The sequence below is a fragment of the Bordetella sp. 15P40C-2 genome (genome assembly GCF_009763235.1).
Lineage (GTDB): Bacteria > Pseudomonadota > Gammaproteobacteria > Burkholderiales > Burkholderiaceae_B > Bordetella_A.
Map to the genome: position 1 here is coordinate 217800 of NZ_WSJA01000025.1, position 14547 is coordinate 232346.

Below are 14547 nucleotides of genomic sequence, written 5' to 3' on the forward strand. Positions count from 1 at the left end.
ATTACGATTGTGCGCCGGCCAACCACGAAGGCAGCCAGTCGGCGGGGATCCAATGCTGCCATATGGCGTAAGCAAACAACCCTGCCAGCAGCGCCAAAATAATAAACGTCCAGCCCCACGAGGAACCACCGCGATCCTCGCCCGAGCCATTGACAGCCACCGGTACGGTACGAGATTCACGGTGCACCGAGCCGGGCGCAGACAAGGCGCCAACATGGCTTTCGACCGATGCAATCAGCGCGGCAGGGTCGGTTTCCAGCAAGCGCGCGTAGCTGCGGACGAGGCCTCGCAGCGACATGCCCTTGGGTAATTTATCCCATTGTTCTGCTTCGAGGGCTTCGATCTGGCGGGGAGCGAACTTGATTCGTTCGGAGACGTCTTCGAGGGACAGTCCGCGCGCTGCGCGCAGCGTTTTCAGCGATTCCCCGACAGACACCACACCGTCAGTCTTGGCCGCAGCGGGCGACGTCGTGGGACGTGCAGGAATCGCTGCGGAATTAAGCCCCTCTGTCATGCCTGCACCTGTGCAATAGGAATCGTGCGCGCCGCGTTACGCTGGGCCACGCGAGTGCGATCTCGAACCTCGCCGGCGAGCTGGCCGCAAGCCGCGTCGATGTCATCACCGCGCGTCTTGCGCACGGTGGTGACGATGCCAGCATCCATGAGACGCTGAGCAAAGACCTTGACGCGCGCGGCGGGCGAGCGCTTCAGACCGGAGGCCGGGAACGGGTTAAAGGGGATCAGGTTGAGCTTGCAGCGCACCTGACGCGCTACCTGGATGAGCGCTTTGGCATGCTGGTCGGTGTCGTTGACGCCATCCAGCATGCAGTATTCGAAAGTGATGAAATCCCGCGGGGCATGCTCGAGATAGCGTTCGCACGCCGCGAGCAACTCCGCCAAGGGATACTTTTTATTCAACGGCACCAGCTCGTCGCGCAGATCGTCGGTGGGCGCATGCAGCGAAACGGCAAGCGCGACCGGACAGTCCTGTGCGAGGCGGTCCATCATAGGGACCACGCCGGAGGTGGATACGGTCACACGACGGCGCGATAGACCATAGGCATTGTCATCGAGCATCAAGCGCAACGCGGGCACCAACTGATCGTAGTTGAGCAAAGGCTCGCCCATGCCCATCATGACCACATTGCTGATCACACGCGTGTCTTCGCCGCGCGCGCCGTTCAGTCGAGCGCTGCTGGCGTCGGCTTCGAGTATGCGTTTGGCCCACCACAGCTGACCGATGATCTCGCTGGTGCGCAGATTGCGATTAAAGCCTTGGTGGCCGGTAGAACAGAAACGGCAGTTGACCGCACAGCCGGCCTGGCTGGACACGCATAGCGTGCCGCGGTCGTCTTCGGGGATGAAGACCGTTTCGATGGCATTGCCCTGCCCGACGTCGAACAGCCACTTGCGCGTGCCGTCGGACGAGCGCTGCTCGGTATTGACCGGCGGCGCCTCGATCGTGCAGTGCTCAGCCAGTTGCCCGCGAAATTCGCGAGCGAGGTCGGTCATGGCGTCGAACGTGTCAGCACCGCGCTGGTGCACCCAGCGCTGTAATTGGCGGGCGCGAAAAGGCTTGCCGCCCCACTGCGCGACCAGGTCGGCGAGTTTGGCGGAGTCCAGCCCCAGCAGGTTGACGCGTTCGGCGGTGTCCATGACGATCTCAGGCAAAGCTATCCCAAATCAACGGCTGTGGATGTTGATTTCGGGGAAGAAGAAAGCGATTTCAACGGCGGCGGTTTCGGGAGCGTCCGAACCGTGCACGGCGTTGGCGTCGATGCTGTCAGCGAAGTCAGCACGAATGGTGCCGGCGTCGGCTTTTTTCGGGTCGGTGGCGCCCATCAGGTCGCGGTTTTTCTGGATGGCGTTTTCGCCTTCGAGCACTTGCACGAAGACGGGGCCCGAGACCATGAAGTCGACCAGGTCCTTGAAGAAGGGGCGCTCTTTGTGCACGGCGTAGAAACGCTCGGCATCGGTGCGCGACAGTTGCTGCATGCGGGCAGCGATGACTTTCAGGCCGGCGTTTTCGAAACGGGCGACGATTTGGCCGATGACATTCTTGGCCACGGCGTCGGGCTTGATGATCGAGAGAGTGCGTTGGACGGACATGGAGACTCCAAATTCCTAATAAAAACAGGGACTTCTGTAAGGTTTACAGTAACCCGACATTCTAACACGCCGCCAGAAGCCCAATACATCTTAAAATGAGCGGTTTGCTTGGCCGTGAATCCGCCAGGCCCTCGTCTTTAGCCGGAATCCTGTAATGACCGAAGCCGCTGCTCCTCACCCCTCTGACACAGACACCGCAGAATTACCCAAGAGTTTCGAGCCCGCAGCGCTGGAAGCGCACTGGTACAACGAATGGGAACGCCGTGGGTATTTCGCGGCGGGCCAGCACGTAAAAAATGGGACAGATCCCGAACCGTTCGTGATCCAGTTCCCACCCCCGAACGTGACAGGCACGCTGCACATGGGGCACGCGTTTAACCAGACCATCATGGACGGCCTGGTGCGCTATCACCGTATGCGCGGCGACGATACGGTATTCATTCCTGGCACCGACCACGCCGGCATCGCCACGCAAATCGTGGTGGAACGCCGCCTGGACGCCGAGAAGGTCTCGCGCCACGACTTGGGCCGCGAGAAATTCGTCGAAAAAGTGTGGGAATGGAAGGAACAATCCGGCAGCACCATTACCGGCCAGGTGCGTCGCCTGGGCGCTTCCGCCGACTGGCCACGCGAATATTTCACCATGGACGAGCGCATGTCGCGCGGCGTGGTGGAGACGTTCGTGCGCCTGTATCAACAGGGATTGATTTATCGCGGCAAGCGTCTGGTCAACTGGGATCCGAAGCTCCTGACCGCGGTATCCGATCTTGAAGTGCAATCGGAGGAAGTCGACGGCCATCTGTGGCACATCCTTTATCCGTTCGTCGACGGGCCGCAGACCATCGTGGACAAGGATGGTCAGACGGTCACGCTGCGCGGCATGACGGTGGCCACGACGCGACCGGAGACGATGCTGGGTGATAACGCGTTGTGCGTGCACCCGGAAGACCCGCGCTACCAGCACCTGGTGGGCAAGATGGTCGAGCTGCCCTTGTGCGGCCGCACGATTCCCATCATCGCGGACGACTTCGTCGATCCCGCATTTGGTACGGGTTGCGTCAAGATCACTGGCGCGCACGACTTTAATGACTATGCTTGCGCGCAACGCCACAACCTGCCGCTGATCAGCATCCTGACTCTGGACGCGCACATCAACGAGAACGCGCCCAAGCAATTCCAAGGCATGGAACGCTACGAGGCGCGCAAAGCCATCGTGGCCCAGCTCGAAAGCGAGCAATATCTGGTGAAGGTCGAGCCGCACAAGATGATGCAGCCCAAGGGCGATCGCACCGGTGTGGTCCTCGAACCCATGCTGACTGATCAGTGGTTTGTGGCCATGAGCAAGCCCGCGCCCGAAGGCACGCTGCATCCCGGAAAGAGCATTACCGAGGTCGCGCTGGATGTGGTCGCAAACGGCCAGATCAAGTTCTATCCAGAAAACTGGACAACGATCTACAACCAATGGCTCAACAATATTCAGGACTGGTGTATTTCGCGCCAGCTGTGGTGGGGCCATCAGATCCCGGCCTGGTATTCGGAAGACGGTCAAGTGTTCGTCGCGCATTCCGAAGCCGATGCACAGGAACAGGCGCGCGCGGCTGGTGTGACCGGCCCGCTGACGCGCGATCCGGACGTGTTGGACACGTGGTTCTCGTCGGGGCTGGTGCCGTTTACGACGCTGGGCTGGCCCGAGGACACGCCGGATCTGCGCCGCTATCTGCCTTCGAGCGTACTGGTCACGGGTTTTGACATTATCTTCTTCTGGGTGGCGCGCATGGTCATGCTGTCGACCCACATGACGGGCCAGGTGCCTTTCAAGCACGTCTACGTGCATGGCCTGATTCGCGATGCCGACGGCCAGAAGATGAGCAAGTCCAAGGGCAACACGCTGGACCCGGTGGACTTGATCGACGGTATCGATTTGGATGGCTTGGTCGCCAAGCGCACGTATGGCCTGATGAACCCCAAGCAGGCCGGCTCGATCGAGAAGGCTACTCGCCGTCAGTACCCGGATGGCATTCCGGCTTTTGGCACCGATGCGCTGCGCTTTACGATGGCGGCCTATGCCACCTTGGGTCGCAATATTAATTTCGACCTGAAGCGTTGCGAGGGCTATCGCAATTTCTGCAACAAGCTGTGGAATGCGACCCGGTATGTATTGATGAACACCGAGGGCCACGATCTGGGCGGCGATCAGCCGGGCGAATTGTCGTTCGTGGACCGCTGGATCGTTAGCCAACTGCAGGCGCTGGAAGACGAAATCGAGCGCGGTTTTGCCGACTATCGTTTTGACAATATCGCCAATGCCATCTATCGCTTTGTGTGGGATGAGTATTGCGACTGGTACGTTGAACTCGCCAAGGTGCAGATTCAAAACGGCACCCCGGCACAACAACTCGGTACCCGCCGCACGCTGATCCGTGTGCTGGAAGCCGTACTGCGACTGGCGCATCCGATCATCCCGTTCATCACCGAGGCGCTGTGGCAGAAGGTCTCGGTCGTAGCGGGCAAACGTGCGCCGGGTGCGGTCGATAGCGTGAGCGTGCAACCCTACCCGCGCAGCAGTGCGGAGTTCGTGGATGCCCAGGCCGAAGCCGAAGTCACCGAACTGAAGGCGCAGGTGGAGGCGGTGCGCGCGCTACGCGGTGAGATGAACCTCTCGCCCGCGCAGCGGGTTCCGCTGATTGCCCAAGGCGATGCCGCCACGCTGACGCGCAATGGTCCGTATCTGGCCGCATTGGCTAAGCTCAGCCAAGTTGATGTGGCGGATACCTTGCCCGACGCGGGCGCGCCGGTGCAGGTCGTCGGCACGGCACGACTGATGTTGCATGTCGAGATCGACGTTGCCGCCGAACGCGCACGCCTGGATAAGGAAATCGCGCGTCTGGAGGGCGAAGTCGCCAAGGCCAATGGCAAGCTCAACAACGCGAGATTTGTCGAACGCGCCCCAGCAGCCGTGGTCGAGCAGGAGAAGGCTCGCCTGGCTCAGTTCACGGAAACGCTGACCAAGGTGCGTGAGCAGTGGGCGAAACTGAAGTAAGCCGTATACGGCCAGAGGCCAGAACATAACGGCGATTCCGCCGTTTGCCAGAAAGGCGTCCGAACAAAGCTCGGACGCCTTTTCTTTCGTGCATGTTGAGATTACTGCGCTAAGCGCGCATTCAACTCGTCGACTGCTGCTTGAACCGCATTCGCAGCCTCCTGTTTGCCGTCGGCTTCTAACCGGGCGCGTACTCGGCGCAGCAGATTTGTCGCGGCTGCCGGATCAGCGCCCAGCTCAATCGCGGCGGGTGCGAGATCACTGCGCTGCACGAGAGCAAGCGAGGTCAACAGCTCCGTCGGCGACATGCCCGCCGAGACAAGCATCCGCGCGCCATCGAGATCGCCTGCTATCACCTTATCGCGCAGCAGTTCTTTGCCCCCGGTCCATCCCAAACTGAGGAACATCTCGAGAAAGCCCTTCTTTAGGTCTACGGGCGCATTCGCCTCAAGCATCTGTTTCAAGATGGCATACTCGAGAATCGCCGCAGCGTCGCGATGGCCGCGCTTGTGAAAAAACTCCACTGCATTGATAGCCTCCGACGTACCCGCGTCTACCATGGCCTGCACGGTGACACGATTACCTCGCTCGGCCTGATCTACCAGCGCTGCCAAGGCGGGTGCGCCCCCTCCCACCAGGTGTTGCAGGACTTCGTAATCATGCTCCGTATCGCCTTTTGCCTTGACCGCAAGCGCCAGCCGCCTCGCGGCCTCTATCGTCAGAGATTCGCGCGAGGAACCCGCATCGACGAATTGCTTTAATGCGTCGAATTTGACCTCGCTGGATTGATCCTTCATCGCCGCCACGGCCGCCAATGCAGTTTTAGGCCCGGTTAGTATTCGCACCAGCCCCTGATTCTGCGCTTGGACGGCTTCATCCAGGATGGTCAGGACATCGTTGCCGCGCACGAAATGATTCTGGACCATCCATCCCAACTCGGACTCGCGGCCTTTGTCGGCAAGCTGCCTCATAACTGGAATCGACTCCACACCGGTGTCGAAATACCATTGCGCGGCCTGCTTATCAGCACGCAGAATGGCGGATTCAAAAAGCCGCGGTAGGTCAGCGGCGTCGGGAACCACCGGACCATGATCGACGATCTCGCCCACAATGGCACCATGCGGACGTAAACGCCGGTACGCAGCGCCGTCGCTGCCCAAAGCCGACCGAGCAGCGCCATCTGGCTGCGCCCCCTCTAGCCGGCGGACAATATTGCGTGTCCTCGAATCCAAGAAAACATCAGGGTGGTTCCTCGCGTACTCCAGAAACCACCGCCTCATCTCCAAACTACCGCTTTCGATCACGCGGTCCATGACGTGGATCCCTTTGTCTGTCATGCCAGCAATCACGTCAGCGCCATGACGCGCTACCAGATCAGCGACCTGCCGCACGTCGCTCGCGGATATCGCCGAAAGGATTTCAGCTTCGGCCCCGTCCTCTGAAAAGGAGGTGCGTCCTGGTTGCGCGGATGACATCTGCCCCGATGGATTTTGCACGGCAAACATGGATTGGCTCGCTTATAAGAAAGGTTACAAAGAGGTGAGTGCCTGCCTCAAGTTGGCAGCTGCACCCGCATTGAAACCTTATCCGTCGCTCCCACGCGCTCTAGCTCTAAAGCCCCAGGAAAAGAAGACGATACCGACATACGAACTCGGAGCTTGCCCCGACTATCGCGACGACGCGTTAAAGCTTGACGTTGAGGTATGCCTCGCAAGGCAGCGAGGTCCAGCCGCGCGCGTTATTGACCCGCGCTGAGCGTGGCGAGAAAGCGTTCATCCGCGCGCGTGAGCCAGCCTTGGGCGCGGGCGCGTTCTAGCAGATCGGGGCGGCGGGCGGCGGTGATGCGCAGCGATTGTTCGCGGCGCCAGCGTGCGATGTTGGCGTGATGGCCGCTTAGCAACTCGGCCGGCACGCTTTGTCCGTCATACACCTCAGGGCGAGTGTAATGCGGGCTATCGAGCAGGCCCGATAGCGTGTCGTTAAAAGAATCTTGTAACGCGGAATCGCCGTCGTTGAGAACGCCCGGCAACAGGCGAATGGCGGCATCGATGACGGCAAGCGCCGCGATTTCGCCGCCCGACAGTACAAAGTCGCCCAGCGAAATCTCGTCCGTAACGCACCGATCGATAAAGCGTTGATCGATGCCTTCGTAGCGGCCACAAATGAGAATCGCGCCGGGGCTATCCGCGAGCGATTGCGCGGCGGCCTGATCGTAGCGGCGTCCAGTCGGCGAAAGCAGGATGACGGGCGCGAGCCCGGCGCCCTGCTCTGCCCGTTCAGCCTGCGCAGCAGCAACAGCGGCCTCCAAAGGGGCCGCCATCATGACCATTCCCGGTCCACCACCGTAGGGGCGATCGTCGACGGTGCGATGCACGTCTTGCGTGAAATCACGAGGATTCCATGCCTTTAGTGCCCACCGACCCTGGGTATGCGCGCGGCCGGTGACACCCAAGTCGCGCACGGTTCCGAACATATCCGGAAAAAGCGTGACGACGTCAAAGCGCATCACAAATCCGTGGGCCAGTTGCTATCGATACGGCGTGCCGCCAGGTCGACCGAAAGAATGTGGGCACCGACAAAAGGCACCAGCGTTTCCATGGGGCGCCCCTTCGCGTCGAGCCGGGGCGCGGGGGTCGTTGCGGCATCGGATGCGTCTTGCAGTACCACGCGCAAAATGGCGTGGGCACCGTTATCCATGACATCCTCGACGATACCGACGCGGGTAGGCTCGCCCTCGGCGTCCGAATAAAACGCGCAGCCGATCAGATCGACCCAGTAATACTCGTCGTCGGCGGTCGCCGGGAACTCGCTGCGCGGCACCTGCACGGTCTGCCCGCGCAACGCCTCGGCTTGATCGCGATCGTCGATGCCCTCGAGCTGCGCCACCACGGTGGTGCCCTGCGGACGCGCCTGCAGTACACGTACAGCGCTGGGCACGGACGCGACAACGCCCCGCGCCGTTTCCGGAGCGAGGCGAGCCAGCCACCAGGTTTTCGCCCGGCGCAATGTATCAGCCTGCGCAGAATGCGGCTGGACCTTGACCCATCCCTTGACACCGTATGCCCCCGTGACGCGACCCAATTCGACTAAGTCGTCAGGCACGGCGTGGCGGGTAGAGGCGTCAGACATGGGCTAAAGCAGTCGAAACCGACGCGCAGGTAACCAGCGAGCCCTTAGGCTGCGGCGGAAACTTTGGCCGAGTAGTCTTTGACCAGACGCTCAACAGCGGGCGACAGTTGTGCACCGCTCTTGGTCCAGTACTCTACGCGATCCATCGCGATACGCAGCTTTTCCGCGCCTTCGCTGGCGACGGGATTGTAGAAACCCACGCGCTCGATGAAGCGGCCATCGCGACGGTTGCGCGAATCGGTAGCTACCAGGTTGTAGAACGGACGCTTCTTGGAGCCACCGCGGGCCATGCGAATCACCACCATAGGTAATCCCTTGAATTAGTTGTGAAAAACAAAAGATTCTAGCATTAATTCATGCGCGCCGGCAAGACCCGAGATCAGCCGGCGACAACATGCCGCTAGAACGACGAACCATAGTATAGCCGCGACGCCATCGGACCGGGATATAGCCCCGAATCCATCAACGTCGCCGCAGGAAATGCTGAACCGAATCAGGCGTTTCGTGCTGCGCCACCAAGCCGTTGCCGCTTTGCTTGGCGAAGGCCTGAAAATCACGCACGGCCTTGGGATCGGTGGTGATGACACGCAACACCTGACCGCTTTCCATCTGTGCCAAGGCTTTCTTGGCGCGCAGGATAGGCAGCGGGCAGGTCAGCCCGCTGGCATCGACATCGTGCTGAAACTCGGGCAGTTCGGCCACCGGATCAGAGACGCTCATTGACCCAGCCCTCGACACTGGCAACGGCCGTCGGCAGTGCCGTTGCGTCGGTACCACCGCCCATGGCCATATCGGGACGGCCACCGCCCTTGCCGCCGAGTTGACCGGCGACAAAGCCGACGAGTTCGCCTGCTTTGACGCGACCGGTCAGATCGGCCGTCACGCCGCCTACCACGCTGATCTTGCCGTCGGGACCCGCCGCTGCGAGCAGCACAATGGCGGATTTCAGACGATCTTTCAGGTTGTCGACCATGCCGCGCAGGGCCTTGGGGTCGACATCGGTGACTTGAGCGGCTAACACCTTGGCGCCCTTGATGTCCACCGCGCGCGCCGCCAGATCATTACCCGCGCTGGCAGCGAGCTTGTTGCGGGCTTGATCCAGATCCTTTTCCAACGCGCGGACCTGATCCTGCATTTGCGCGATGCGCTCGGGCAGATCGGCGGGCGTGCTGCGCAATACGCCGGCGGCGCGCGCGAGCAGCGCCTGCTGGCTTTGCACCCAGGCAAGCGCGTTATCGCCGGTGATCGCCTCGACGCGGCGCACGCCAGCGGCCACGCCACCCTCGGCCACGATCTTGAACAAGCCGATGTCACCGGTGCGCGTCACGTGCGTGCCGCCGCACAGCTCGCGCGAGAAACCAATGTCGAGCACGCGCACGGTGTCGCCATACTTCTCGCCGAACAAGGCCATGGCGCCGCCCTTAACCGCCTCGTCGTAGGCCATCACGCGAGCCTGCGTCGGATGGTTCGACAGCACTTCGGCATTGACAATGGCTTCGACCTGAGCGATCTGCTCCGCGGTCAAAGGCGCATCGTGCGCGAAGTCAAAGCGGGTCTTATCCGGATCGACCAACGAACCGCGCTGCTGCACGTGGCTGCCCAACACTTGACGCAAGGCTTTGTGCATCAGGTGAGTCGCCGAGTGATTGCGGACAGTGCGGGCGCGGCGAACGGCGTCCACGCGCGCGACGAGCGTGTCGCCTACCGCCAGCGCGCCGGATTCGAGCTCACCGTGGTGCCCGAACACGCCGTTTTGAATCTTGATGGTGTCGGCCACCGCAAAACGCACGCCATCGGCTTCGAGCAGGCCGGTGTCGCCCACCTGACCGCCGGATTCGGCGTAGAAAGGCGTCGCATCGAGCACGACAACGGCTTTTTGGCCTGCCTGTACACGTTCGACTTGCGTGCCGTCCACATACAACGCCGTGACTTTGACGCCATCGAGCTCGAGCTTTTCGTAGCCTTCGAAACGCGTTGCGCTGCCTTCGTAGCTCAGGCCCTCGGCCATCTTGAACTTGCCGGCCGCGCGTGCCTGATCGCGTTGACGCGCCATGGCGGATTCGAAGCCCTCCATGTCGACTTCGACATTGCGCTCGCGGCAGATGTCCGCGGTCAGGTCGACGGGGAAGCCATAGGTGTCATACAGCGTGAAGAGCGTGGTGCCATCAAGCTGGCCGCCCGCGGGCACGGCAGCCAAGGCGCCGTCGAGAATCTTCATGCCGTGTTCAAGGGTTTCGCCGAAGCGTTCTTCTTCCTGCTTGAGCACTTGCGCAACGCGCTCGGCGGTCTGGGCAAGTTCGGGATAGGCTTCACCCATCTCGGCCACCAGATCGGGCACCAGCTTGTAGAAGAACGGCTTGGTCTGGCCGAGTTTATAGCCGTGACGCAGCGCGCGGCGTACGATGCGGCGCAGCACGTAGCCGCGGCCTTCGTTGCTGGGGATCACACCGTCAACGATCAGGAAGGAACACGCACGAATATGGTCGGCGATGACCTTGAGGGAGTTTTCCTCGAGGTTGCTGACGCCGGTTTCACGCGCGGCGGCCTTGATCAGGTTGCGGAACAGATCAATCTCGTAGTTCGAGTGCACGTGCTGCAACACGGCGGCGATACGCTCCAGGCCCATGCCCGTGTCGACACAGGGCTTGGGCAGTGGATTGAGATTGCCGGCGGCGTCGCGTTCGAATTGCATGAACACGAGGTTCCAGATCTCGATATAACGGTCGCCGTCTTCTTCCGGCGATCCCGGAGGACCACCCCAGATCTCGGGGCCATGATCGTAGAAGATTTCTGAACACGGGCCGCAAGGACCCGTATCGGCCATTTGCCAGAAGTTATCCGAGGCGTAGCGCGCGCCCTTGTTGTCACCAATGCGGATGATGCGCTCGGTGGGCACGCCGACTTCCTTGGCCCAGATGTCGTAGGCTTCGTCGTCTTCCTGGTAGACCGTCACCCAGAGTTTTTCAGCCGGCAGCTTGTAAACCGTGGTGAGCAATTCCCACGCGTACTGAATCGCATCGCGCTTGAAATAGTCGCCGAAGCTGAAATTGCCCAGCATTTCAAAGAAGGTGTGGTGACGCGCGGTGTACCCGACGTTTTCCAAGTCGTTGTGCTTGCCACCGGCGCGCACGCTGCGCTGCGAGGACGTAGCGCGCGTATACGAGCGGCTTTCCTTGCCGGTAAAGACGTCCTTGAACTGCACCATCCCGGAGTTGGTAAAGAGCAGCGTGGGGTCGTTGCCCGGCACGAGCGAGGCCGAAGGAACAATCGTATGCCCCTTGGACTGGAAAAATTGCAGGAACTTCTGGCGAATCTCTGAGGATTTCATGCGAGGTCGAACCGGGAATAAGGCGAATCTTTGATTATAGAGGCTAAGCCCGCCGGCGACAGGAAGGGCGTAGGCTATGGGCGCGAAACGGCCGCCACACTTTGGAGGGATCATTGTTTCAACACGTAATAGAGACTAACATCGTTCTTTTTCTTCCAATTTCTTCCAAATGCCTCGCGTAGGCTTGCAACGCCGGGGCGGAGACGATTGAAACATGTCACCTGAAAAAGCTTGGGGCCGCCTGCCACGACTCTCGACCGGGCTCATGGCAGCGTGGCGGGACGGCTATGGGTTGGCGGATCTGCGCAAGGATGTGCTGGCCGGCCTGACTGTGGGGACGGTGGCGGTGCCCTTGTCGATGGCCCTGGCAATCGCGACCGGCGTCGCGCCGCAACACGGGCTATACACGGCAATCGTAGCGGGCGCGTTGATCGCGCTGACGGGAGGGGCTCGCTTTAACGTCTCCGGGCCAACCGCGGCGTTCATTGTCATTTTGCTGCCTATCGTGCAGCAGTATGGCTTGGGGGGATTGCTGCTCGCGACTTTAATGGCGGGGCTGATCCTGGTGGCCATGGGCGTGGCCAAGTTAGGACGGTTGATCGAGTTTGTGCCCTACCCCGTGGTGTTGGGATTCACGACCGGGATCGCGGTGGTTATCGCTGTGCTGCAAATTCCGGATTTTCTAGGACTGGCAATAGAAGGCCGGGGTGAACATTTCCTGGATAACCTGAGCAAGATTGCGGCGGCCCTGCCCTCGTTAAACCCTTTTGAGTTCGGCATCGGCGTGTTGGCACTGGCCGTGATGTTGTATTGGCCACGCTTAGGGGTGCCGGTGCCTGCGCCACTGGCCGGGTTGATCGTTGGCGCCATCGCCACGTATGGGTTGAATCATTGGTTCGGCGCGCCGGGTGCGCCAGTCGTGGAGACCATAGGATCGCGCTTCAGTTGGGAAGCCCATGGGCAGACGGGCGCTGGCATCCCTCCGATTGCACCCTCGTTTTCGCTCCCTTGGTTGCTCCCGGGACCGAACGGAGAGTCGCTGACGCTCAACCTCGACCTGTTCCGAAATTTGCTAGGGCCGGCCATTGCGATCGCCCTGCTTGGCGCGATCGAGTCGCTGCTTTGCGCGGTGGTGTCGGACGGGCTGACCAAGACCAAGCATGATCCGAATGCGGAACTGATCGGCCAGGGGCTAGGCAATCTTGTGGCTCCTTTCTTTGGCGGCATCACGGCCACCGCGGCGCTGGCGCGCACGGCCACCAACATTCGTAGCGGCGCGCGATCGCCGCTGGCGGCGGTGACGCATTCCGTGGTGTTGCTGCTGGCGGTGCTGGTGTTGGCGGCTCCGTTGGGCCTGATTCCGATGTCGGCATTGGCGGCTTTGCTCTTTATCGTGGCCTGGAACATGAGCGAAGCGCGCCATTTCGTGCGCACCCTGCGCTCGGCGCCCGCCGAGGATGTGGCTATCTTGGTGATATGTTTTGGCCTGACGGTGATCTTCGATATGGTGCTGGCGGTAGCCGTGGGCATGGGTCTGGCGGCGGCGCTGTTTATACGGCGCATGGCGATGGTGACGAGCACGGAGCGCGTTGATGCCGCGCCTCATGTGGCAACAAGCCAGCTGTCGTCGGAGTTAGCGATTTACGAGATCACTGGGCCCTTGTTTTTCGGCGTCGCGGAAAAAGCCCTCACGTCCCTGCACCAAGCCGACCCGCAGGTAAAGGTCGTACTTATCGATATGCGCTATGTGCCGACCATCGATGGCACGGCGATCGTGGCGTTGCATTCGCTCATCGACAATATGCACCAGGAGGGTGTAGCCTTGATTCTGGTGGGACTACGTGCGCCGCTGATCGCGGCCTTGCACCGCGCCGGTATCAAAAAGGACAAGGGGCGGCTGACGTACTGCGCCGACTTGGAGAAAGCCATCGTCGTGGCCAATCGCTGGCGCGCTGCGTCCAGCGCGCCCACCGTGGAGGCTAAATCGGCGTGACGAGCGGCTTGCCGGCATAAAAGTTCTCGGCGTTTTCGAGAAACTTGCGCACCGACAGATCGATGGCCTGTGGCGAAATGCCGGCGATGTGCGGCGTGAGCACCGCATTGTCCAGATCCAGCAGCGGGCCGGGCGGCGTGGGCTCGTCTTCGTATACATCCAGGGCGGCAGCCATGAGGCGGCCCTCGCGCAAGGCGCTCGCGAGTGCGTCCGTATCCACCAATGTCCCGCGCGCGATGTTGACAAGCACGCCTTGCGGGCCCAGTGCATTCAGCACGGATTCGTTGATGATGTGATAGGTTTCCTTTCCGCCCGGGGCCGCGACGAGCAAGAAGTCACACCATTCGGCCAGACTTTTTACATCGGCGAAATACCGGAAATCCACATCGTCGCGTTGACGACGATTGTGGTAGCCGATCTCCATATGAAAGCCCAGCGCGCGGCGCGCGACCTTTTTGCCGATGGCGCCCATGCCTAGTATGCCGAGCTTGCGAAAGGAAACATGCGGCGGACGGGGAATATCGTCACGCCACAGTCCGTTGCGCACCTCTCTATTCAAGAACGGCAAACGACGGATGGCGGCCAATAGCAACATCATGGCATGGTCGGCCACGCAATCGTCGTTGGTGCCCGCCGCATTGGCCAGGGCGATACCGCGCGCCTTGGCATGCTCGACGGCGACGTTTTCATAACCGACACCCACGGTGCAGACGAGCTTTAATGAGGGCAATTGATCGATCTCGCTGGCGAGCAGGCCGTTTGTGCCGTTGGTCAAGACGACTTCAATGTCTCGTCCACGCGCCTCGATCTGGGCTTGGCCATTGGAGCGATCCTTTCCGAGCTGCGCGTTCGGCGCGTAGATCATATCGAACCGCTCGCCCACGAGCGCACGATGTTCTTCGGATAAGAACACCAGGACCAACAACACAGGTTTCATGCTTCTATCCT

12 protein-coding genes are annotated in these 14547 nt (G+C 61.1%); 2 read left to right on the forward strand and 10 right to left on the reverse strand.

Features of this window, described 5'->3' with window-relative positions; all coding sequences use genetic code 11:
- Position 1: 1 nt before the first annotated feature.
- Genes GOQ25_RS11845 through ndk form a run of 3 tightly spaced genes read right to left on the reverse strand, consistent with a single transcriptional unit; the run spans position 2 to position 2109 of the window.
- Positions 2-514 carry a RodZ family helix-turn-helix domain-containing protein gene (locus GOQ25_RS11845; protein WP_160350663.1) on the reverse strand — a complete coding sequence of 171 codons (513 nt, stop codon included), beginning with the start codon at positions 512-514 and terminating at the stop codon, positions 2-4.
- The gene (gene rlmN / locus GOQ25_RS11850) at positions 511-1656 is read right to left on the reverse strand and encodes a 23S rRNA (adenine(2503)-C(2))-methyltransferase RlmN (RefSeq protein WP_160350664.1); all 1146 of its coding nucleotides are present in this window, start codon (positions 1654-1656) and stop codon (positions 511-513) included. Before rlmN ends, GOQ25_RS11845 begins: the two co-directional genes overlap by 4 nt.
- Before the next feature lie 27 nt (positions 1657-1683).
- Positions 1684-2109, reverse strand: a complete 426-nt coding sequence (gene ndk / locus GOQ25_RS11855) for a nucleoside-diphosphate kinase (protein ID WP_160350665.1) — start codon at positions 2107-2109, stop codon at positions 1684-1686.
- Positions 2110-2263: 154 nt separating this feature from the next.
- Here ndk and GOQ25_RS11860 point away from each other — a divergent pair, with 154 nt between their 5' ends.
- Positions 2264-5149, forward strand: coding sequence for a valine--tRNA ligase (locus tag GOQ25_RS11860; protein WP_160350666.1), 2886 nt, complete (start codon positions 2264-2266; stop codon positions 5147-5149).
- A 101-nt stretch (positions 5150-5250) separates the two neighbouring features.
- Here the strand turns inward: GOQ25_RS11860 and GOQ25_RS11865 are convergent, their stop codons facing one another.
- From GOQ25_RS11865 to alaS, 6 genes are all read right to left on the reverse strand, one after another.
- Positions 5251-6654, reverse strand: a complete 1404-nt coding sequence (locus GOQ25_RS11865; RefSeq protein ID WP_160350667.1) for a hypothetical protein — start codon at positions 6652-6654, stop codon at positions 5251-5253.
- Positions 6655-6887: 233 nt separating this feature from the next.
- A complete protein-coding gene (gene trmD, locus GOQ25_RS11870) occupies positions 6888-7655 on the reverse strand; it encodes a tRNA (guanosine(37)-N1)-methyltransferase TrmD (RefSeq protein WP_160350668.1) in 768 nt (255 codons plus the stop codon).
- Positions 7655-8278, reverse strand: coding sequence for a ribosome maturation factor RimM (rimM, locus tag GOQ25_RS11875; RefSeq protein ID WP_160350669.1), 624 nt, complete (start codon positions 8276-8278; stop codon positions 7655-7657). Before rimM ends, trmD begins: the two co-directional genes overlap by 1 nt.
- 44 nt (positions 8279-8322) lie before the next feature.
- A complete protein-coding gene (gene rpsP / locus GOQ25_RS11880) occupies positions 8323-8583 on the reverse strand; it encodes a 30S ribosomal protein S16 (RefSeq protein WP_160350670.1) in 261 nt (86 codons plus the stop codon).
- Positions 8584-8740: 157 nt separating this feature from the next.
- Entirely contained in the window at positions 8741-8998 is a 258-nt protein-coding gene (locus GOQ25_RS11885; protein WP_160350671.1) for a sulfurtransferase TusA family protein, read from the reverse strand.
- The gene (gene alaS, locus GOQ25_RS11890; protein WP_160350672.1) at positions 8985-11606 is read right to left on the reverse strand and encodes an alanine--tRNA ligase; all 2622 of its coding nucleotides are present in this window, start codon (positions 11604-11606) and stop codon (positions 8985-8987) included. The genes GOQ25_RS11885 and alaS overlap by 14 nt, the downstream gene beginning before the upstream one ends.
- Before the next feature lie 214 nt (positions 11607-11820).
- Between alaS and dauA the strand changes: the two genes are divergently transcribed.
- A complete protein-coding gene (gene dauA / locus GOQ25_RS11895; RefSeq protein ID WP_160350673.1) occupies positions 11821-13599 on the forward strand; it encodes a C4-dicarboxylic acid transporter DauA in 1779 nt (592 codons plus the stop codon).
- Here the strand turns inward: dauA and GOQ25_RS11900 are convergent.
- On the reverse strand, positions 13586-14536 hold the full coding sequence (locus GOQ25_RS11900) for a 2-hydroxyacid dehydrogenase (protein ID WP_160350674.1): 951 nt from the start codon (positions 14534-14536) through the stop codon (positions 13586-13588). The genes dauA and GOQ25_RS11900 overlap by 14 nt on opposite strands.
- Positions 14537-14547 lie beyond the last annotated feature (11 nt).